Below are 17,316 nucleotides of genomic sequence, written 5' to 3' on the forward strand. Positions count from 1 at the left end.
CTCCTTCACGCGGCGACGGCTTTCACGGACGAGCCGGCCGCCTTGGCCACCGGCCCAGGCTCCGGCTGGCGCAGGCCGGCGTAAAGCGCGGCGTAACGGTGCGCCATGGCAAGCGCAGAGAAGCGCGTCTCGAAGCGCGTGCGGACGCCGCTGCGGCGCAGCTCGCCCACGCGATCGACGGCCTCCACCGCCTCCTCCAGGCTCTCGACGATGAAGCCGGTGAGCCCGGGCTCCACCACCTCCGGCACCGAGCCGCAGTTCCAGGCGATCACCGGCGTGCCGCAGGCCATGGCCTCGATCATCACCAGCCCGAAGGGTTCCGGCCAGTCGATGGGGAACAGCAGCGCGTCCGCGCCGCCGAGGAAGGCGGACTTCTGGGCGTCGTTGATCTCACCGACGAACTCTACCAGGGGCTCGCTGCGGATCATGGGCTCGATCACCTCGTTGAAGTAGGCGCGGTCGGCGGCGTCGACCTTGGCCGCGATCTTCAGCCGCTTGCCGGTCCGTTGCGCGATCTGGATCGCGCGGTCGGGACGCTTTTCCTGGGAAATCCGTCCGAGGAAGGCCAGGTAGCCCTCGCTGCGGACATGGAAGGTGTAGTGCTCGGGCGGGAAGCCGTGGTGCACGGTCCCGATCCAGTTGGCGAAGGGCAGGGGCTTTCGCTGATCGTCGCTGATTGAGACCAGCGGGAACGCGGGCCAGCGCCGGTAGGCCTCCGGCAGGTCCTTCAGGTCCAGCCGCCCGTGCAGGGTGGTGACGGTCTTTTCCGCCAGGTCCGCGAACATCGGGAAGTGCAGCAGGTCGGTGTGGAAGTGGATGACGTCGAACTCGTCGGCGCGGCGCCTGACCTCGGCGAGCTGCGCCAGATGGGCCGCCACGTCCGACTTCAGCGGCGCAGGATCCAGCCGGATCGCCTGGTCGCGGACGGCCACGAGCATTGCGCGCGTCTGCGCCTCGCCGCTGGCGAACAGGGTCACTTCGTGGCCGAGCGACACCAGGGCGTCGGTCAGGTGGGCCACCACGCGCTCCGTTCCGCCGTACAGCCGCGGCGGGACCGCCTCATAGAGGGGAGCGACCTGTGCAATCTTCATGCGGTTTTCCCTTCTGCTGCGAAGGGGGCGCAGCCCGCCCCCGAGATGCGCGCGCGCAAACGCGCCGAACGGCCAAGCTGTTCCCTTAGCTGGGCGCCTCGCGGCTATCGGCGCGCGCGTACTGGAGGCTGCGGTCGAGCTCGTCGGCCGAGAGCGCCAGGACGACGTCCTTGTCGGCGCTCAGGAGGACGCCAGCGTCCACCTCGATGGGGTCAACGGGGCCATAGAGGTTCGGAACGATGCGCAGCTTGCCCGGCGGCGTATCCTCGGCGCATTGGCTGCCGGAGATCCAGCCGATCTCCCGCCCGAACCGATCGCGCACCGTCTCCCCGATCCGCACCTTGCGTCCCTGAGCATCGACGACACAGACGAGCGGATCGTGCGCCACCGATTGCGCAGCCGGAACGGCGGCCAGCACCGCGAGCGCGCCCGCAAGGCTGACACCGATCCGCGCCGCGCGCCGATTGCGTCGCCGGCGGGCCGAGGGCCGCACCGTCGTGATCATCTCCCGCATCCTCGACAGAGTTCGACCGGCAGAGCCGGCCGAAGGCTGATCTATGGCGGCGGCTTCGTCGCGCAAGAGATGAAGTGCGGGGTCCCGCGCCGCCCCTCTTGCTGTGCGAAAGCCCGCCGCCCTAAGGTGTGCTGGGACGCCTCCACCCCCCAAGCCCCGGCGTTCTACGGCGGCTCCGAGCCCGCGGCTCGGGGCCGCTTTTGGTCAGCCGCGAGCGCGTCGGTTTGCTGCGAGGCCGTCCTGCGGAATCCGATCCGGATCGAACTCATCGAGATCGTGGAGCAGGCGCTGGGCGCGTCGAGCCCTTAGCTCACGTCCCGCCGATCCTCGGGTCGGCGCTCGTCCTCGTCAGTCGCGGGACTTGCGCGACCCTTGTTGTCCCGCGGCTCCGCCTCGTGCCGCGCGATCAGCACAGAGGCCCCGATCGCGAGGGCGGAGAGGCCGGTGATCGTCCACAGCAGCGGCTCGGCGAGCGGTTTCGAGCTGACGGCGAAGCTCGCCATCATCGCGCCCACCAGAACGATCGGGGCGAGGAGGAGGCCGTCGCGCTTCCTCATTCGGCGGCGGCGCGTCCTGACGCGGACGGGTCGCTTGCCTCGCCCTCTACTTCTCCCGCTTCGTCGTTCGCTGCGATGGCCCGCACCAGATCGGTGACGCTCTTGCGGATCCCGCGCCGGCGGATGCTCAGGAAGGCTTCTGCGAGCGCGGGGCCGTTCGGCTCGAGGAGCAGATCCTGCAGGACCGTGTCGTAGACCTGGGCAAAGCGCTCGCCCGCAACCTTCGAGGGGTCATGCAGCCCGTCGAAAAAATAGCTTACCGGGACCTCCAGAACCTGGGCGATGCGGAAGAGGGTGGAGGCGCTGATCCGGTTCGCGCCGCGCTCGTACTTCTGCACCTGCTGGAAGGTGAGATCGAGCGCCTCGGCCAGGCTCTGCTGACTTAGGCCAAGCGCCTTACGCCGCAGGCGCACGCGAAGACCCACGTGCACATCGATGGGATCAGGACCGGTGTCGGCGCGCGCCATGTACACTCCCCCTGGCCAACCCGGCCTGGCGCCGGGACGGTTCATCACGTGCACGGCTTTGGGCGAAGCACGCCCCACGTATTCCCCAAGGCGGCAAGCAGAGCCCCCCACCCGAACGGGTGTTGTATTCCGCGGGCCGCCCGACATAGGTCGGCCCAAAGCTGTTCCGCACTCGGTGCGGGACGCAGACAGGTGATGAAGCCTTCCGCGTCAACTCAGGATTTAGCTCAGCCTGCGCGGGCTGACCAGCAACCTTGCAAACATGCGACTACACGCATCGGGCGCAGGACTTGGCGATACGATCGCAAGCCGTCTAAGTTGAATGGGAGCGGCGTTCCACCCGACGACGACCGTTCGCGGACTCTCCAGTCCGGTGCTCGGCTCCGGCCCCCCGGGCCGAGCATTCCGGAGGTCAGGCCGCCTGAGCCGTGGATCGCTAGGCCTCGCGGGCTTGCTTCAGGACCCGCGCCCACCAGGCCAGGTCGTCGAACATTGTGTCCGCCATCTTCTCCAGATGCGGCAGATCCTTGAGCGCCGTCTCGCCCTTCATCACGGCGTAGAAGTCGCCGCCGCCGATGTGCACCGCATGCCGGATCGGCGCCATCTGCAGCTCGATCGCGATCAGGCGCAGCTGCTCCACGGCGCGCGCGCCGCCGACGCTGCCATAGCCCACGAAGGCGACGGGCTTGCGGTTGTACTCGCGGTAGGCGTGGTCCAGGGCGTTCTTGAGCACGCCGGTGGGCCCGCGATTGTACTCGGCCGCGGTCACCAGGTAGCCGTCCAGCTCAGCCATCTTCGCCTGCCATCGCCGGGACTCCGGATGGGGGGACGGCGCATAGGCCGGAGACACCGGATCGGAGAAGAAGGGAAGGGCGTAGTCCTTCAGGTCGACGATCTCGAGGGCGAGGTCGTCGCGGCGCGCCGCCAGCTCGGAGATCCAGGGCGCCACCTTGTCGGCAAACCGGTTCTCGCGGACCGATCCGACGATGAGGCCGATCTTTGGCTTGTCCAAGGCATCACCTCTGCGTTCAGCTCACGCGGAGCGATGTAGGTCCCGTGATCCGCCGCGCCAGCCCAAAGATGCGTGGACGCTCGCCGGGTGGAGCCGATGGTCCTGGTAGGCCCGCGCGGCGAGAACCAGGGCTTCGAAGAGCCGCCGGAAGGGTTTGCGGTGCAGCAGCAGCTCGGGGTGGAACTGGACCCCGATGCAGAAGTCGCGGTCGGTTCGCTCGATCGCCTGCGGCACGCCGTTGGCTTCTCGCGCGCAGATGGTCAGGCCCGCGCCCAGCCGGTCGACGGCCTGGCTGTGGATGGAGTTCACCCATAGCCGCTCGCAGCCCAGGATGGCGTGAAGGCGGCTGCCAGGGGTGATCGAGACGACCTTGCGGAAATGGATCTGTCGAAACCAGTGCTGCGGATAGGGGGTGGGGTGGAAGCGCTCGGCCACGTCCATGTGCAAGGACCCGCCCGCGGCCACGTTCATGAGCTGAGCGCCGCGGCAGATGCCGAGGATCGGCAGGTCCTCGGCCAAGGCGCGCTCGAGCAAGGCCAGCTCCATCTGCTCCCGGGGATGGTCATACCGGTAGCCGGCCTTCGGCAGGGTCTGGAACCGTTTGGGGAACACGTCCGACCCGCCGCTCAGCACGAGGCCGTCCAAGGCCACCCCCTCCCAGGCGCTGGAGCTCAGGCGTACCGGCCGGCCTCCGGCCAGACGGATCGCCAGGGCGATGGCGAGATAGGACAGCAGGTCGCCGACGCTTGGGCGGGTGACGCCGATGATCGGACGGCGGCGGTCCATGGCCTCACTCCACCACCAGGCCCCGCGCGTCGGGATCGTACTTGAGTTCCGGCGGCAGCTTGCCGTGACGGATCAGCGAGGCCACGACGAAAAGCGCGCCGAGGCTGACCAGCGGATCGTCGGAGCGGAAGAGCTCGTTCGGCGCGTTCTTGGCCGTGCGCAGGGCCTCGCGCAGGCGCTGGGCGGCGCGCCCGAGGTCTGGCCCCGCCGCAAGGCCTCGGGCGAGCTCGCGCGAGGCGTCCAACAGCCGGCCGGATTGGAAGAGGTGCACGGATTGGCCCCAAGCCTCCCGCAGGCCCGCGAACCCCTCTTCGGAATCCGCGACCTCCTGGATTGCGGAAAGGAGGTGCAGCGCCCCGACCTTGGTGCGTTGGCCAAGCTTGGGAGCGGCCGGGGTCGCCACCCGCCCGGTGACAGCGAGCTCGTAGAGCATCCAGGGAAAGTCGACGCCGGACTCGACGGTGTGGAAGAGGCCGGCCCAGAAGCGCGGATTAACCTCGATCAGGAAAGGATCGCTCGTCCCGTCCCAGCGGAAGTCGACCTCGACCACCCCTGTCCAGCCGAGCGGGCCGAAGAGGGCGTCGGCCGTCGCCAGGAATGGCCGATCGTCGACCGTCTCGCGCAGCACGCCGGCGCCCGCCCCCCGCGGGAACTGCGAGAGGTTGTGGTAGGCGGCGCTCGCCAGCCGGACGCCCTGGTCGTAGAGCGCGGTCAGGCAGAAGTCTTGTCCTGTGACGTAGTCCTGGATGAGCAGGGGCTCGGTCGGGCCAGCCAGCGTCAAGTCCAGCGCTGCGGCGTCCGACAGCCGTCGCACGCCCCGGCCGCCCACGCCCCGAACGGGCTTGGCGACCAGCGGGAACCGGTCGGGCCGCGCGCCGCCGGCGCGGAGCTCGGCGTCCGTCCAGGTGCGCGGGGCGTTGAGCCCCATGGCGTGGGCCGTGCGCATCAGCGCGTCCTTCGGGTCGACCGCGGCGATGGCGTCGATCGGCGGCGCCGCGACCCGAATGTGGCGTGACAGGCGCTCGGCGTGCCGCGCGATGATCCGCGTCTCCTGGAAGCAGGGGATGAGCACATAGGGGCGGTCATCCTGGGGCTTGTGGCGGACGATCGCCGCTTCCAGCTCGTCGATGAAGCGCTCCGGTTCCTCGGCGGCCGGCGCGTGCGTGAAGTGCTTCTTGGCGAACCGGGAGAAGGAGACGGCGGTGAGACCGACGTCGTCGCAGCCGATCACCTCGACGCCCCGCCGGCCGAGGGAATGGGCGATCGTCAGGGCCATCAGGCTGCGCCCGTAGGTGACGATCACCCGTCCGGATCTCAGATCTGCGTTCGTCGTGTCCATTCGTCGTCGCGCTGAAGATGGTTCAGGCCACTGCGTGCGCAAGCGGGCGTCACGCCGGGTGCGGAAGCCGGGCGGCGCGGTCGGCGTCGAGGTAACGCGGCTCGCGCGCCCGGCCGTCTGCGTCCAACTCCATAAGCAGCGGATTTGCGAGCGGGATCTCGAAACCGGGGACCTGGGCCGGGTCCAGGCGCAACAGCTGGCTCACCAGGGCGCGCAGGCTGTTGCCGTGGGCGACGACCAGAACCGGCCCGGCCTCCAGCGCGCGATCCAGCTCGGCGCGCCATGGCCCGAGCCGTGCGACGACATCCTTGAGGCTTTCGGTCCGCGGCACAGGCGTGTCCCGGTAGCGGCGATCGGCTTGCAGACGCGCGTGTTCTGGGTCGTTCATCGGCGGCGGTCGGTCGGCGTAGCCGCGCCGCCAGCGGGCGACCTGCTCGGCGCCGAACCGCTTCGCCGCCTCGGTCTTATCGAGCCCTGTGAGGCCGCCGTAGTGGCGTTCGTTGAGCCGCCAGGTCTTGTGTTCGGGCACGAAGGCCTGGCCGCTGGCGTGTAAGGCGATCCAGAGCGTGCGGATGGCCCGCGTCAGCACCGAGGTGAACGCCGTCGCGACCCGCAGCTCGTGCGCAGCCAGCAGGCGCCCCGCCCACAGCGCCTGCGCTTCGCCCGCCGCGGTCAGGTCGACGTCAGCCCAGCCGGTGAACCGGTTGGTCGCGTTCCACTGGCTCTCCCCGTGGCGGAGGAGGATCAGGCGGGCCATGGCGAAGCTCGCGGCGAAGGCGGGTCGCCCGCCGAACACGCCGCGGCGGCGCCAGTTCCACGGCACCGTTTGTCGCCTCCGTCGTTTACCGACCGCTTTCTTCCATCGTGAGGCGTCATGGATTGGCCGCTCGTGCTGACCGGCCTGGCGGGAAGCACGGCGGCGGGCGTGGCGACCGGCGTCGGCGCCTTGCCGGTCTTTTTCATCCGCACCCTTTCGCCGCGCCTGCAGGGCGCGTTCCTGGGCTTCGCCGCGGGCGTCATGCTGACGGCCGCCTTCCAGTCCCTCATCTCGCCAGCGCTCGACTTGGCCGGGGCGCATACGGCCGGGCCTGTGGTCGGCCACCTGGAGGTGGTCCTGGGCCTGGCGCTCGGCGCGTTCGCCGTGCAGCTCGCCAACCGCTATGCGCCGCACGAACACTTCGTCATCGGCATCGAAGGCGTGCCGGCCGAGTCGCTGCAGCGGATCTGGCTGATCGTCATCGCGATCGCGCTCCACAACGTCCCGGAGGGATTGGCCGTCGGGGTGAGCTTCGGCGGCCCCGATATCTCGAACGGGACGAGCGCGGCGCTGGGGATCGGCCTGCAGAACTTGCCCGAGGGCCTTGCGGTCGCCGCCGCCCTGGCCAGCATCAACTACCCCCGCTGGGTGGCGTTTTCGGTGGCGCTGCTGACCGGTCTTCTGGAGCCCGTCAGCGGCTTCGTCGGCATCGCCCTCGTGTCCTGGATTGAGGGCCTGTTGCCTTGGGCGCTGGCGTTCGCCGCCGGCGCCATGGTCTGGGTCGTCAGCGCCGAGATCATCCCGGAGACTCACACCAAAGGCCATCAGGGGACCGCCACCAGCGCCCTGATGGGCGGCCTCATCCTGATGGTGGTGATCGACGCCGTGCTGGGCGGTTCGTGAATCGCCCCGTTGGCGCGAGCATGTGATGGGCGGCCGGCGCCCTATCCGTGGAGGGATATCCGTTGGTCAGGCCCGCCCGCCTGGTTGCGGTTAGTCCCGCGCCGCGTGCCAGCCCCGGATCATGAAGGCTTGGAAAAACGGGATCGGCGCGCGAAAACCCGCTGCTTTCCACAGGCTCTCCGTCTCCGCGGGGGTGAGGACGCCCAGCACCTCCCGCATCATCGCTTCCAGTTTCGCCAGCGACTCCGGCGTCGCGCCCATCAGGCGCTGAATGCGTCTCCAGTCCTGCAGCATCTCTGGGAAGTCCGGGGCCGCCAGGTCGCCGCTGATCTCGGCGCTCACAAAGCAGCCGCGCGGCTTCAGGCGATCATGGATGGCCGCATAGAAGGCGGGTCGGTCTTCTCGTGGGATGAAGTGCGCGACCAGCAGGCTGACGGCGGCGTCGAACTCCTCGCGAGGCGCGTCACCGGCATAGCCTTGCAGGAGCTCGCAACGCTGCAGGACGCCCGCTTGCTCGAGCCGGCGCCTCCCGACGGCCAGCATCTCTGGCGAGGGGTCAACGCCGACGAACGACCACCCTGGGAAGGCTGCGGCCAGGGACAGGATCTCCGCGCCCGTCCCGACGCCGACGGATAACACCCGGGCATCGACCGGTAGATCCTCCAGAACGAGGCGCAGGAGGAAGTGCAGACCATCGGAAATCGGCGCAAGCGCGCTGTTCCGCCGGTCGTAAGCGTCCGCCACGTCCTGGTTGAAGATGGCGCCAGGGGCAAGCGTGTTCGGCTGCTGCATTGTTATACTATAACACCTTGGCAAGGGCGGAGGCTACCCGTTGCGCCCGCTTCGAGCCCAGGCGCGGCGCCCGCGGGCTATCGCCGCTGTCGGGAACCTTGCGGCCAGCGACAAGGCTGAGACGCAACACCTGCGATCCGCAGCGGAACCAAGGCGGAGGCTTGCCCCGTTTTCGCGGCATGTTGATGAGCTGGACCCCCGCCGTGGACCTGAAGTCGGCTAAGATCGCGGCCGTGGTGAACGTCGCCAGCGGCCGGTGCAGCCGCGCGACGGGCGCGGCCCTGCGCGGTCAGCTGGCGCGCCACGGCCTGGAGCCGGCGCACCTCTGGTGCGGTCTGGGCGCGGACCTGCCGGGCGTCCTCGACGAGGTGCTGGCGGACAAGCCCGATGTGCTCATCGTGCTGGGCGGCGACGGCACGATCCGGACCGCCGCCGAGCGCTGCGAGCCCGGCGGGCCCCTCCTGATGCCGCTGCCGGGCGGGACGATGAACGTGTTGCCGCGCGCGCTCTATGGCGGCCGCACCTGGCGCCAAGCCCTCGACGCGGTGGCCGCCCGGCCGCAGGTGCGCCCAGTGACAGGGGCCGAGGTCGCCGGCCAGAGGTTCTTCGCCGCAGCCATCTTCGGGGGACCCTCCTTGCTGCAGGAGGCGCGTGAGGCGGCGCGCTATGGGGAGTTCGCGCTTGCGGCCCGCAAGGGGTTGGCCGCCTTGCGCACGGCGCTCGACCGGGAGCTCATCTGCCTCTGGGACGGCGGCGACGGCGCCAAGGGCGAGGCGGTCGCCGTCCTCTGCCCGTTGGCCTCCGCACGGCTCGACCCCGGCGAGGCCCGCCTGGAGGCGGCGGTTATCCACCCGGAGGGGCCCATCGACGCCGTTCGGCTGGTGTTGAGCGCGGCCTTCCGCGACTGGCGGGCCGATCCGGACGTCCATTGCGCCATGGCCGAAACCATTGAAGTGCTCGGCAATGGTCCCTTTCCCGGCCTGCTCGATGGAGAGCGCTTCACGTTCGAAGGCTCGCTGAAGGTCCGGCTCGTCCCTGAGGCGTTTCTGGCGCTGACCCCCGGCTGAGATCCCGAAGAGCGAGCGCATGGCGTCCGCTGTTCGCGAAGCGTTCGGCGCCGGGCCAGCAATTGAGGGACTCTCCATTGCGCGAGGTTGGCCGCTTGTTCTGCAGCTTCAACAGGCCCACATCGCCCCGGTCGCGACGGCGATCCGGAAGCACTGCTCTTCGCCCCTCTCGCAATCGATGACGGTGACCGAGACCTCCTCGGCGGCCTCGTCGGCCAGACCCCAGCACTCGAGGAACCCGATCGCGGCGTCCGTGAAGGTGTCGGCGTCCTGAACCTTGTGACCCGAGCAGGGGCCCTCGTTGGTCGCGTAGGCGTAGAAGCGCCCGGGCGCGGGGCTCGAACAGGGCTCGGGCTTGCGGCGCGATTGAGAGGACGTGGGACTCATCGGCGGTTTACTGGCCTGAAGCGCTGCGCAGAACGCTCGCGCCGGGCCTGCGTTTCCGCGGAACCGGCGCTACCGCGCACGGCGTTCATGCGCCACGGAGCAGGGGAATGGCGAACCGAAACGCGCGCGATTGGATGTGGTCCGAAGCCGTGCAGATGCTGGCGCGCGCCGACCGGCTGCACCGACAGGTGTTCCGGCCGGGGGCGAGCGCACATACCACCTATTGGGAGCCGCCCATCGACCTCTTGGAGACGGCCGGCGACGTGCAGATCATCGCCGCCCTGCCCGGGGTCGATCCTAGCGGCGTGCAGGTCTTCATCGACGGGGACGCTCTGGTGATCACGGGGCGCCGCGACCCCTCTCCGTGCATGCGTCGGGCGGTGATCCATCACATGGAGCTGCCGCAGGGCCAGTTCGCCCGCCGGGTCCCGCTTCCGGCGGGACACTACGGCCGGATCGACTGGCAGGCGGAGCATGGGTGCCTGACGGTTACCTTGCGCAAGGCGGGGCAGAACCGATGAACGGCGAGCAGTCCGCCAACGGCGCGCGAACCCTGCCGGACGATGCGGTTGTCGTCGTTCCGGTCTCCAACGTCATCTTCCCGGGCGTCGTGTTTCCGATCGTGCTCGACCGCCCGAGCGCGGTCGCGGCCGCCCAGCAGGCGCTGCGCGAACAGCATCCCCTCGTGCTCGTCCTCCAGCAGGACGTCCAGGCGCCCGATCCAGGGCCACAGTCGCTGCATCGCATGGGGACCTTGGCGAACGTCCTGCGCTACGTCACAGGACCCGACGGGGCGCCGCACGTGGCCTGCCAGGGCGTCGAGCGTTTCGAGATCGACGAATGGGTGGAGGGCTTCCCCTTCCTCGTCGCCCGCGGCCGCCGCATTCCTGAACCGGAGGCCGAGGGCGCGGCGATCGAAGCGCGCTTCCTGCATCTGCGAAGCCAGGCGCTGGAGGCGCTGCAGCTGCTTCCGCAGTCCCCGCCCGGTGAGCTGGTGGCGGCGGTGGAAGGCGCCAGCTCGCCGGCGGCGCTTGCAGACCTCGTCGCCGCCTACCTCGACCTGCAGCCGCCGGAAAAGCAGCAGATCCTCGAGACGATCGATCTTGAGGCGCGGCTCGACAAAGTCTCGGCCTTCCTCGCGCAACGGCTCGAGGTCCTGCGGCTGACCAGCGAGATCGCCCAACGCACGCGCCAGTCCCTCGGGGAGCGCCAGCGCGAGACGCTGCTGCGCGAGCAGATGGCCGCGATCCAGCGCGAGCTGGGCGAAGGCGAACGCGAGGAGCTGTTCGAGCTCGAAGCGGCGATCGAGAACGCCGATATGCCGGAGGAGGTGGTGCAGCAGGCGCGCAAGGAGCTGCGCCGGCTGGCCCGGACCCAGGAAGCCGCGGCCGAGTACGGGATGGTGCGCACCTATCTCGAATGGCTGGTGGAGCTGCCCTGGGGCGTTCCTGAGGCCGCGCCCATCGACTTAGCCGAAGCTCGCCTCATCCTGGACGAGGACCACTTCGGGCTGGAGAAGATCAAGCAGCGGATCATCGAGCACTTGGCGGTCCGGCGACTGGCGCCGGAAGGCAAGGCGCCGATCCTGTGCTTTGTCGGCCCGCCCGGCGTCGGCAAGACCTCCCTCGGGCAATCCATCGCGCGGGCCATGCATCGGCCGTTCGTGCGGGTCAGTCTTGGCGGGGTGCACGACGAGTCCGAGATCCGCGGCCATCGGCGCACCTACGTCGGCGCCCTGCCGGGCAACATCATCCAGGCGATCCGCAAGGCCGGCCGGCGCGACTGCGTCATGATGCTGGACGAGATCGACAAGATGAGCGCCGGCATCCACGGTGATCCGTCGGCGGCCCTGCTCGAGGTGCTCGATCCGGAGCAGAACGTCGCCTTTCGCGACAACTACCTGGCCGTTCCGTTCGACCTCAGCCGCGTCGTCTTCATCGCCACGGCCAACATGCTGGACACCATCCCCGGTCCGCTCCGCGACCGCATGGAGGTCATCCAGCTCTCGGGCTACACGGCCGGTGAGAAGCGGCAGATCGCCGAGCGCTACCTCGTCCGCCGTCAGCTGGAGGCCAACGGCCTGACCGCCGAACAGGTCCAGATCGAGCCCGCGGCGCTGGAGACCCTGATCGCGCGCTATACGCGCGAGGCCGGCGTGCGGTCCCTGGAGCGGGAGATCGGGCGGCTGTTGCGCCACGTGGCGGTTCGATTCGCGGAAGGCCACACCGAGCCGGTCCGCATCGGCCCGACCAACCTCGAACCGATCCTGGGCCCGCCGCGGGTGGAGAACGAGGTGGCGATGCGCACCAGCGTGCCCGGCGTCGCCACGGGCCTCGCCTGGACCCCGGTGGGCGGCGAGATCCTGTTCATCGAGGCCACCCGCACCCCGGGCGACGGTCGCCTGATCCTGACCGGCCAGCTCGGCGAGGTCATGCGCGAGAGCGCCCAGACCGCGCTCAGCCTGGTGAAAAGCCGGGCTGAAGCGCTCGGCGTCACGCCGTCGCTCTTCAAGGAGAGCGACATCCACATCCATGTGCCGGCGGGCGCCACGCCCAAGGATGGGCCGAGCGCCGGCGTCGCCATGACCATGGCGCTGATCTCGCTGCTGACCGAGCGGACCGTGCGCAGCGACACGGCGATGACCGGCGAGATCAGCCTGCGGGGCCTGGTGCTGCCCGTCGGCGGCATCAAGGAGAAGGTCGTGGCCGCTGCGACGGCAGGCGTTCGGCGGGTGCTGCTGCCGGCGCGCAACCGGGCCGACGAGCGCGACATTCCGGAGGAGACGCGCCAAACGCTCGAACTGATCTGGCTGGAGCGGATCGAGGATGCGATCGAAGCGGGGTTGGATCCGCGGCGTGGGGACGTGCGCCAGACGCAGGTCCGGGCGGCGAGCTAGGAGGAAGGACGATGGCCGAGGTCGTCAAACTGAAAGCGGGCGACGCCTTGCCCCAGGCGGGCGAGTTTCTGGTGGTGACCCGGCTCAGTCGTCCGCGCGTTTTCGAGTATTTCATCGACGTCAGCCCATCGCTCGAGCCGAAGGTGGGCCGGCGCCTGCCCCCGGGCGGACCTGGGTACGCCAGCCTAGAGACGGCGCTGCACGCAGCGCAGGAGCTGGCCGAACAGCATCATGTGCCGACCATCTATGTGCAGCATGAATCGATCCTGGTGCGGCCCTTCTATCCCGGGATCAACCTTCCGTAGGAGGCCGCCAGCGACCCATCAGGCCGCCAGGCGCTCCACCCATCCGCGAAGGACGCCCAGGTCGGCCACGCCGGACTGGCGCGCCGCCACCTGACCCTTCTGGAAAGCGAACAGCGCGGGGATGCCCTGGACGCCGTACTGCGCGGCGAGCTCCGGGTTCTCGTCGACATTGATCTTCACGAACCGGGCCCGGGGCTCGAGCGCCTGGGCGGCCCGTTCGAAGATCGGCGCCATGGCCCGGCAGGGCCCGCACCAGGGCGCCCAGAAGTCCACGATCACCGGGACATCGGAGTTCTGTAGGTGTTTGCGCGCCCGATCGCCGCTCAGTTCGATGGGGGCGTGCGCGAAAAGCTTGGCGTAGCAACGCCCGCACTTCGCCGCGTCCGCGGGACGATCGGCGGGCACGTTGTTGGTGCTGTCGCAGTTCGGACAGACCACTCGACGCTTCTCAGCCATCAAAGCGACTCCTTGGATCTGCAGTGCCGATGAGAGCCAAATTTGGTCCTCGCCGAGCGCCGCGCCAGGGGTGTTCCTCACCGCTTGTGCGCGTCCTGACCCGCCCTAACTGACGCCTGAGCCGCGGTCCCCGCCGCGGATCTCGATCGATTGCAAAGGACAGTTTCGAACAAGGGAGCACAGCCATGGACACGCATGCGGGTCCGCTTCAGGCTCAGCCGACCCGATTAGACCAACTCGAACAGGATTTCGCCGCCCTGGCGCCGCAGCTGCCCGAGGGTCCTCAGACGCAGGCGCTCTCCGTGTTGCACGGCATGATCCAGGAAGTCTGGCGCAGCGGCGCGACCGCGGCCCCGCCGGTCGCCGGCGGCCGCACCCTGCAGGACATCGCCGACCTGCACCAGCACGCCCCGGGCATGGAGGGCGACGCGGTGAGCTCGCCGCTCAAGGTGGGCGAGGCGGCCCCCGACTTCGCGCTGCCGGACGCCAACGGAAATCTGGTGCGGCTCTCCGACTTCCGCGGCCGCAATGTGCTGCTCGTCTTCTATCCGCTGGACTGGAGCCCGGGCTGCAGCCGGCAGCTCGATCTCTACCAGCAGGAGCTGGACGAGTTCCGTCGGCGCAATGTCGAGGTCGTGGGGGTTTCGGTCGACAGCCTCTACAGCCATGGCGCCTGGGCGGCGGTGCGGGGCGTCACCTTCCCGCTCCTGGCCGACTTCAACCCGAAGGGCGAGGTCGCCCGCCGCTACCAGGTCTGGCGTGAGGCTGACGGCTTCTCCGAGCGTGCGCTCTACCTCATCGATGCGCAGGGCGTGATCCGCTACGCCCACGTCTCGCCGAAGCTGCAGCACGTGCCTGACATCTACGAGCTGTTTGAGGCTCTGGATGGGCTTGTCGCCCGCAAGGCGGCGTAAGGAGGCAGCCATGCTGGGCGCTGGTTACAGTCCCTTTGCGGCCCGCGGCGCGGTCGCCGGCGAGGTGGTCGTCTACGGCAGCCGCTGGTGCGGCGTCACCATGATGGTGCGCCGGCATTTGGACCGCGCGGGCGTGCCCTACCGGTTCGTCGACTGGGATGCGAGCCCGCAGGCGCGCACCCAGCTCGAATGGCTCGCGGGCGGGCGCCTCGCCAGTCCGACCGTCACCGTCGGCGGTCAGCTCCTCGTGCAGCCCTCGCTGCGCGAACTCGACTGGGCGCTGATGCGGGCCGGCTATCGCTGAGCGGAACCGAGGCAAGCAAACAGGATTATGTGGATGTGCACTTTATTGCACGTCTCCGCCGTCCGGATCGCTGCGGAAGCCCACGCGTCCGGGCGGCGGGGGCAGGAGGGCGAAACATGCAGAACGATGCTGAGATCAAACGAAATGTCGAAGCCCAACTGAGTTGGGAGCCGGGCCTTGTCGACGACGACATCGCGGTGGCGGTGAAGGACGGGGTCGTCACCCTGGCGGGATTCGTGAAGAGCTACGCCGATCTTTGGGCGGCCGAACGCGCCGCCAAGAAGGTCAAGGGGGTCCGCGGCGTCGCCAACGACATCGCAGTGCGCCTGCCGCAGGTGGATCGTCGGCCCGATCCCGACATCGCCCGCGACGCCGTCGAGGCCTTGAAGCGGGACCTGCCCGCCGCCTGCGAGCGCATCAAGGTGGTGGTCAAGGACGGCTACCTCAGCCTGCAGGGCGAGGTGGAATGGAAGTACCAGAAGGACTGGGCCGAGCGCGCGGTGCGCAACGTCAAGGGCGTGACGGCAGTGGCGAACGCCATTCTGGTGAAGCCTAAGGTCCAGCCTATCGATCTGAAGAAGAAGATCGAGGAGGCCTTTGTCCGCAGCGCACAGGTGGATGCGCATCATGTCATCGTGGAAGCCGACGGCAGCCAGGTGACCCTGAAGGGTCATGTCCGATCCTGGGCGGAACGCCAGGAAGCGGAACGGCAGGCCTGGTCCGCGCCCGGGGTCACCGAGGTGCGCAACGAGCTCACCATCGACCCCTGGCCATTCGCCAGTCAGGCGGCCTGACGCAGGAGCTCGAAAGATGGTCGCTCGTCACATTCCCATCGAACGGTCCCACGGCCTCGCCCTGCCGAGGTGGAAGGCGAGCCCAAGGACCTGGTTCGTCCTGGAGGGCGTGGCGCTGACGCTGTTGGGCGTCCTCGCCTTCGCCCTGCCGCTGGCGGCGGGCCTCGCGGCCGCCCTTGTGTTCGGTTGGCTCCTGATCCTCGGGGGTGCCGTGAGCCTGGTGTCCCTGGCGCGCACCCGCAGGCACGCCAACGTCGCCTGGCGTGTGGTCTCCGCCGCCGCCGCGATCGTCGCGGGCGTGCTGGCGCTGGTCTATCCCTGGGTCGGCGCGTGGACCCTGGCTGTGCTGGCGGCCGCCTATTTCTTCGTCACCGGCGTGGCCCTCGCCATGGTCGCGGTCAAGCTCAAGCGGGCGCAGGCGCCCGGCTGGTACTGGCTGCTCGCGCCGGCGGCCGTCGATCTGGCGCTGGGCGTGCTCGCCGTCTTTATCGCGCCGGTCGCCGCGCCCCTTTTCATTGGCTACCTCGTGGGCATCGACCTGATGTTCTCCGGTCTGGCGCTGTTGGCCTTCGCCGCCAGCCGCCGCCGCGAGGCGTGGCTCTAGGAATTAGCTCCCCTCCGGTCCGAGCATCCGCTCGGGCCGGACCAGGCGGTCGAACGTGGCGGCGTCCACCAAGCCGGAAGCCAGCGCCGCCTCCCGCAAGCTGAGATTCCGACGATAGGCGTTGCGTGCGATCCTGGCCGCGGAATCATAGCCGATGTGCGGCGCCAGCGCCGTCACTAGCATCACCGAATGGGCGACGTTCCGCGCCAGGACATCGGTCCGCGGCTCAAGGCCCGCCAGGCCCATTCGCGTGAACACCCGCACCGCGTCCGCCAACAGCCTCGTCGATCGCAGCACATTGAAGGCCAACAACGGCAGGAAGGCGTTGCGCTCGAAGTGGCCTTGGGAGGCGGCCACGGCGACGGCGCTGTCGGCGCCCATCACCAGCACGCAGACCTGCGCCAAGGCTTCCGCCGCATCGGGATTGCTCTTCCCTGGCTGGCTGGCGCACACGAGGCCGGACTCCGCCCCGCGAAGCTCGTTGAAACCGGCCCTCGGCCCGCTCGCAAGCAAGGAGACGTCGCTGGAGATCTTGAAGAGCGCCGCCGCCAGGGCGGCCAGCGCCGCGTGCATGAAGGCGAGCGCGCCAGGCCCGGCGAGGTCCGCAAGGGCGAGCGGAGCCGGTTTGAGCCGAAGCCCGGTGAGGTCGCAAAGCCGCGCCACGGCGCGGTCGGAGAAGCCCGCCGGAACCCCCGACCCCGTGCCGAGGCAGCCTTGCCCCAAGGGCGCATGACGCAGGGCCTCTGCCGCGGCGCGGAGGCGGGCGTGACCGTTGCGCGCCTGCTGGAGATAGCCGGACATCTCCTGCCCCAAGGTGAGCGGAGCCGCATCCTGCAGGTGCGTGCGGCCGATTTTGATCACACCCGACCAGGCGGACGCCTTGGTCTCGAGCACGCACGACAGCTCGTCGACGGCGGGGAGGAGATCCCTTTCGCAGGTCAGCAGGGCGGCGGCGTGAGCGGCGGTCAGAAAGGCGTCGGCGCATTGGTGTCGCCGCACATCCATCGCCGAGATCTCCGCCCGGCGACGCGCCGCTTGGGCGATGGCGATATCGACGGGATAGGCCAGCCCGGCGCCGGCGCCGTCCTGCCAGACCGAGCGTCGCCACTGGTCGGAAAGCGTGAACGAGACCTCCAGGGCGGCCTCTTCGATGGCGGAAGCCGCCTGCGCACTGAGCGCGCCGCAGGCCCCGTTGGCGTGGGCCGCCGCGCCTCGGACGAGGGCCAAAGACGAGAGCAGTGTGGCCGGCGGCGCCTCCCACCCGATGTGCAGCGGTCGCGCGCCCGCGGCCGAGCCGCAGTAAACGCAGGGGCCGATCTCCATCCCGTGACTGTATTGAGGAGGTGCAGAGGTCATCGCCTACTTGATAGC

General features: G+C 69.5%; 21 protein-coding genes. 9 read left to right on the forward strand and 12 right to left on the reverse strand.

What is annotated here, in order from left to right; genetic code table 11:
* Nucleotides 1–5: 5 nt before the first annotated feature.
* From ACK41C_RS19665 to ACK41C_RS19700, 8 genes are all read right to left on the reverse strand, one after another.
* A complete protein-coding gene (locus ACK41C_RS19665) occupies nt 6–1,091 on the reverse strand; it encodes a glycosyltransferase family 4 protein (RefSeq protein ID WP_409658088.1) in 1,086 nt (361 codons plus the stop codon).
* A gap of 85 nt (nt 1,092–1,176) precedes the next feature.
* Nucleotides 1,177–1,596, reverse strand: coding sequence for a hypothetical protein (locus ACK41C_RS19670; protein ID WP_409658090.1), 420 nt, complete (start codon nt 1,594–1,596; stop codon nt 1,177–1,179).
* Between the two features lie 314 nt (nt 1,597–1,910).
* The gene (locus tag ACK41C_RS19675; RefSeq protein WP_409658093.1) at nt 1,911–2,162 is read right to left on the reverse strand and encodes a hypothetical protein; all 252 of its coding nucleotides are present in this window, start codon (nt 2,160–2,162) and stop codon (nt 1,911–1,913) included.
* Nucleotides 2,159–2,629 carry a helix-turn-helix domain-containing protein gene (locus tag ACK41C_RS19680; protein ID WP_409658095.1) on the reverse strand — a complete coding sequence of 157 codons (471 nt, stop codon included), beginning with the start codon at nt 2,627–2,629 and terminating at the stop codon, nt 2,159–2,161. Before ACK41C_RS19680 ends, ACK41C_RS19675 begins: the two co-directional genes overlap by 4 nt.
* A 436-nt stretch (nt 2,630–3,065) precedes the next feature.
* Nucleotides 3,066–3,641: an NADPH-dependent FMN reductase gene (locus tag ACK41C_RS19685; protein WP_409658098.1), complete on the reverse strand. Its 576-nt coding sequence runs from the start codon at nt 3,639–3,641 to the stop codon at nt 3,066–3,068.
* A gap of 21 nt (nt 3,642–3,662) precedes the next feature.
* Nucleotides 3,663–4,427, reverse strand: coding sequence for a gamma-glutamyl-gamma-aminobutyrate hydrolase family protein (locus ACK41C_RS19690; protein WP_409658101.1), 765 nt, complete (start codon nt 4,425–4,427; stop codon nt 3,663–3,665).
* Nucleotides 4,428–4,431: 4 nt separating this feature from the next.
* Nucleotides 4,432–5,766 carry an ATP-grasp domain-containing protein gene (locus tag ACK41C_RS19695; RefSeq protein ID WP_236611939.1) on the reverse strand — a complete coding sequence of 445 codons (1,335 nt, stop codon included), beginning with the start codon at nt 5,764–5,766 and terminating at the stop codon, nt 4,432–4,434.
* Nucleotides 5,767–5,815: 49 nt separating this feature from the next.
* Nucleotides 5,816–6,523: a 2,3-bisphosphoglycerate-dependent phosphoglycerate mutase gene (locus ACK41C_RS19700; protein WP_409658347.1), complete on the reverse strand. Its 708-nt coding sequence runs from the start codon at nt 6,521–6,523 to the stop codon at nt 5,816–5,818.
* A 117-nt stretch (nt 6,524–6,640) separates the two neighbouring features.
* Between ACK41C_RS19700 and ACK41C_RS19705 the strand changes: the two genes are divergently transcribed.
* The gene (locus ACK41C_RS19705; RefSeq protein WP_012520272.1) at nt 6,641–7,426 is read left to right on the forward strand and encodes a ZIP family metal transporter; all 786 of its coding nucleotides are present in this window, start codon (nt 6,641–6,643) and stop codon (nt 7,424–7,426) included.
* A gap of 90 nt (nt 7,427–7,516) precedes the next feature.
* On the opposite strand, the gene ACK41C_RS19710 is transcribed toward ACK41C_RS19705, so the two are convergent.
* Complete coding sequence (locus ACK41C_RS19710; protein ID WP_409658106.1) at nt 7,517–8,218, reverse strand: class I SAM-dependent methyltransferase; 702 nt, start codon at nt 8,216–8,218, stop codon at nt 7,517–7,519.
* A 185-nt stretch (nt 8,219–8,403) separates the two neighbouring features.
* Here ACK41C_RS19710 and ACK41C_RS19715 point away from each other — a divergent pair, with 185 nt between their 5' ends.
* On the forward strand, nt 8,404–9,285 hold the full coding sequence (locus tag ACK41C_RS19715) for a diacylglycerol/lipid kinase family protein (RefSeq protein WP_409658109.1): 882 nt from the start codon (nt 8,404–8,406) through the stop codon (nt 9,283–9,285).
* A gap of 108 nt (nt 9,286–9,393) precedes the next feature.
* Here the strand turns inward: ACK41C_RS19715 and ACK41C_RS19720 are convergent, their stop codons facing one another.
* Nucleotides 9,394–9,672, reverse strand: coding sequence for a DUF5961 family protein (locus ACK41C_RS19720; protein ID WP_041374468.1), 279 nt, complete (start codon nt 9,670–9,672; stop codon nt 9,394–9,396).
* 107 nt (nt 9,673–9,779) lie between these two features.
* On the opposite strand from ACK41C_RS19720, the gene ACK41C_RS19725 reads away from it, so the two are divergent.
* From ACK41C_RS19725 to ACK41C_RS19735, 3 genes are read left to right on the forward strand one after another with little or no spacing between them, the layout of a single operon-like run.
* The gene (locus ACK41C_RS19725; RefSeq protein WP_012520275.1) at nt 9,780–10,193 is read left to right on the forward strand and encodes an Hsp20/alpha crystallin family protein; all 414 of its coding nucleotides are present in this window, start codon (nt 9,780–9,782) and stop codon (nt 10,191–10,193) included.
* On the forward strand, nt 10,190–12,568 hold the full coding sequence (gene lon / locus ACK41C_RS19730; protein WP_409658112.1) for an endopeptidase La: 2,379 nt from the start codon (nt 10,190–10,192) through the stop codon (nt 12,566–12,568). The genes ACK41C_RS19725 and lon overlap by 4 nt, the downstream gene beginning before the upstream one ends.
* A gap of 11 nt (nt 12,569–12,579) precedes the next feature.
* The gene (locus ACK41C_RS19735; protein WP_409658115.1) at nt 12,580–12,873 is read left to right on the forward strand and encodes a hypothetical protein; all 294 of its coding nucleotides are present in this window, start codon (nt 12,580–12,582) and stop codon (nt 12,871–12,873) included.
* An 18-nt stretch (nt 12,874–12,891) separates the two neighbouring features.
* Here the strand turns inward: ACK41C_RS19735 and trxC are convergent, their stop codons facing one another.
* Entirely contained in the window at nt 12,892–13,329 is a 438-nt protein-coding gene (gene trxC / locus ACK41C_RS19740; protein ID WP_409658118.1) for a thioredoxin TrxC, read from the reverse strand.
* A gap of 185 nt (nt 13,330–13,514) precedes the next feature.
* Between trxC and ACK41C_RS19745 the strand changes: the two genes are divergently transcribed.
* From ACK41C_RS19745 to ACK41C_RS19760, 4 genes are all read left to right on the forward strand, one after another.
* On the forward strand, nt 13,515–14,243 hold the full coding sequence (locus ACK41C_RS19745) for a peroxiredoxin (RefSeq protein WP_409658121.1): 729 nt from the start codon (nt 13,515–13,517) through the stop codon (nt 14,241–14,243).
* Between the two features lie 10 nt (nt 14,244–14,253).
* Nucleotides 14,254–14,547 carry a glutaredoxin family protein gene (locus ACK41C_RS19750; protein WP_293461829.1) on the forward strand — a complete coding sequence of 98 codons (294 nt, stop codon included), beginning with the start codon at nt 14,254–14,256 and terminating at the stop codon, nt 14,545–14,547.
* 116 nt (nt 14,548–14,663) lie between these two features.
* Nucleotides 14,664–15,341, forward strand: coding sequence for a BON domain-containing protein (locus ACK41C_RS19755; protein ID WP_409658124.1), 678 nt, complete (start codon nt 14,664–14,666; stop codon nt 15,339–15,341).
* Nucleotides 15,342–15,357: 16 nt separating this feature from the next.
* Nucleotides 15,358–15,945, forward strand: coding sequence for an HdeD family acid-resistance protein (locus ACK41C_RS19760; RefSeq protein WP_409658127.1), 588 nt, complete (start codon nt 15,358–15,360; stop codon nt 15,943–15,945).
* Nucleotides 15,946–15,948: 3 nt separating this feature from the next.
* Here the strand turns inward: ACK41C_RS19760 and ACK41C_RS19765 are convergent, their stop codons facing one another.
* Complete coding sequence (locus tag ACK41C_RS19765) at nt 15,949–17,301, reverse strand: lyase family protein (RefSeq protein WP_409658130.1); 1,353 nt, start codon at nt 17,299–17,301, stop codon at nt 15,949–15,951.
* Between the last annotated feature and the right edge of the window lie 15 nt (nt 17,302–17,316).

This window comes from Phenylobacterium sp. (assembly GCF_046290725.1).
Lineage (GTDB): Bacteria > Pseudomonadota > Alphaproteobacteria > Caulobacterales > Caulobacteraceae > Phenylobacterium.

Coding starts and splice junctions, on each gene's coding strand:
- ACK41C_RS19665 (WP_409658088.1), bottom strand. CDS start 1,091: ATGAAGATTGCACAGGTCGCTCCCCTCTATGAGGCGGTCCCGCCGCGG.
- ACK41C_RS19670 (WP_409658090.1), bottom strand. CDS start 1,596: ATGATCACGACGGTGCGGCCCTCGGCCCGCCGGCGACGCAATCGGCGC.
- ACK41C_RS19675 (WP_409658093.1), bottom strand. CDS start 2,162: ATGAGGAAGCGCGACGGCCTCCTCCTCGCCCCGATCGTTCTGGTGGGC.
- ACK41C_RS19680 (WP_409658095.1), bottom strand. CDS start 2,629: ATGGCGCGCGCCGACACCGGTCCTGATCCCATCGATGTGCACGTGGGT.
- ACK41C_RS19690 (WP_409658101.1), bottom strand. CDS start 4,427: ATGGACCGCCGCCGTCCGATCATCGGCGTCACCCGCCCAAGCGTCGGC.
- ACK41C_RS19695 (WP_236611939.1), bottom strand. CDS start 5,766: ATGGACACGACGAACGCAGATCTGAGATCCGGACGGGTGATCGTCACC.
- ACK41C_RS19700 (WP_409658347.1), bottom strand. CDS start 6,523: ATGGCCCGCCTGATCCTCCTCCGCCACGGGGAGAGCCAGTGGAACGCG.
- ACK41C_RS19705 (WP_012520272.1), top strand. CDS start 6,641: ATGGATTGGCCGCTCGTGCTGACCGGCCTGGCGGGAAGCACGGCGGCG.
- ACK41C_RS19710 (WP_409658106.1), bottom strand. CDS start 8,218: ATGCAGCAGCCGAACACGCTTGCCCCTGGCGCCATCTTCAACCAGGAC.
- ACK41C_RS19715 (WP_409658109.1), top strand. CDS start 8,404: ATGAGCTGGACCCCCGCCGTGGACCTGAAGTCGGCTAAGATCGCGGCC.
- ACK41C_RS19720 (WP_041374468.1), bottom strand. CDS start 9,672: ATGAGTCCCACGTCCTCTCAATCGCGCCGCAAGCCCGAGCCCTGTTCG.
- ACK41C_RS19725 (WP_012520275.1), top strand. CDS start 9,780: ATGGCGAACCGAAACGCGCGCGATTGGATGTGGTCCGAAGCCGTGCAG.
- lon (WP_409658112.1), top strand. CDS start 10,190: ATGAACGGCGAGCAGTCCGCCAACGGCGCGCGAACCCTGCCGGACGAT.
- ACK41C_RS19735 (WP_409658115.1), top strand. CDS start 12,580: ATGGCCGAGGTCGTCAAACTGAAAGCGGGCGACGCCTTGCCCCAGGCG.
- trxC (WP_409658118.1), bottom strand. CDS start 13,329: ATGGCTGAGAAGCGTCGAGTGGTCTGTCCGAACTGCGACAGCACCAAC.
- ACK41C_RS19745 (WP_409658121.1), top strand. CDS start 13,515: ATGGACACGCATGCGGGTCCGCTTCAGGCTCAGCCGACCCGATTAGAC.
- ACK41C_RS19750 (WP_293461829.1), top strand. CDS start 14,254: ATGCTGGGCGCTGGTTACAGTCCCTTTGCGGCCCGCGGCGCGGTCGCC.
- ACK41C_RS19755 (WP_409658124.1), top strand. CDS start 14,664: ATGCAGAACGATGCTGAGATCAAACGAAATGTCGAAGCCCAACTGAGT.
- ACK41C_RS19760 (WP_409658127.1), top strand. CDS start 15,358: ATGGTCGCTCGTCACATTCCCATCGAACGGTCCCACGGCCTCGCCCTG.
- ACK41C_RS19765 (WP_409658130.1), bottom strand. CDS start 17,301: ATGACCTCTGCACCTCCTCAATACAGTCACGGGATGGAGATCGGCCCC.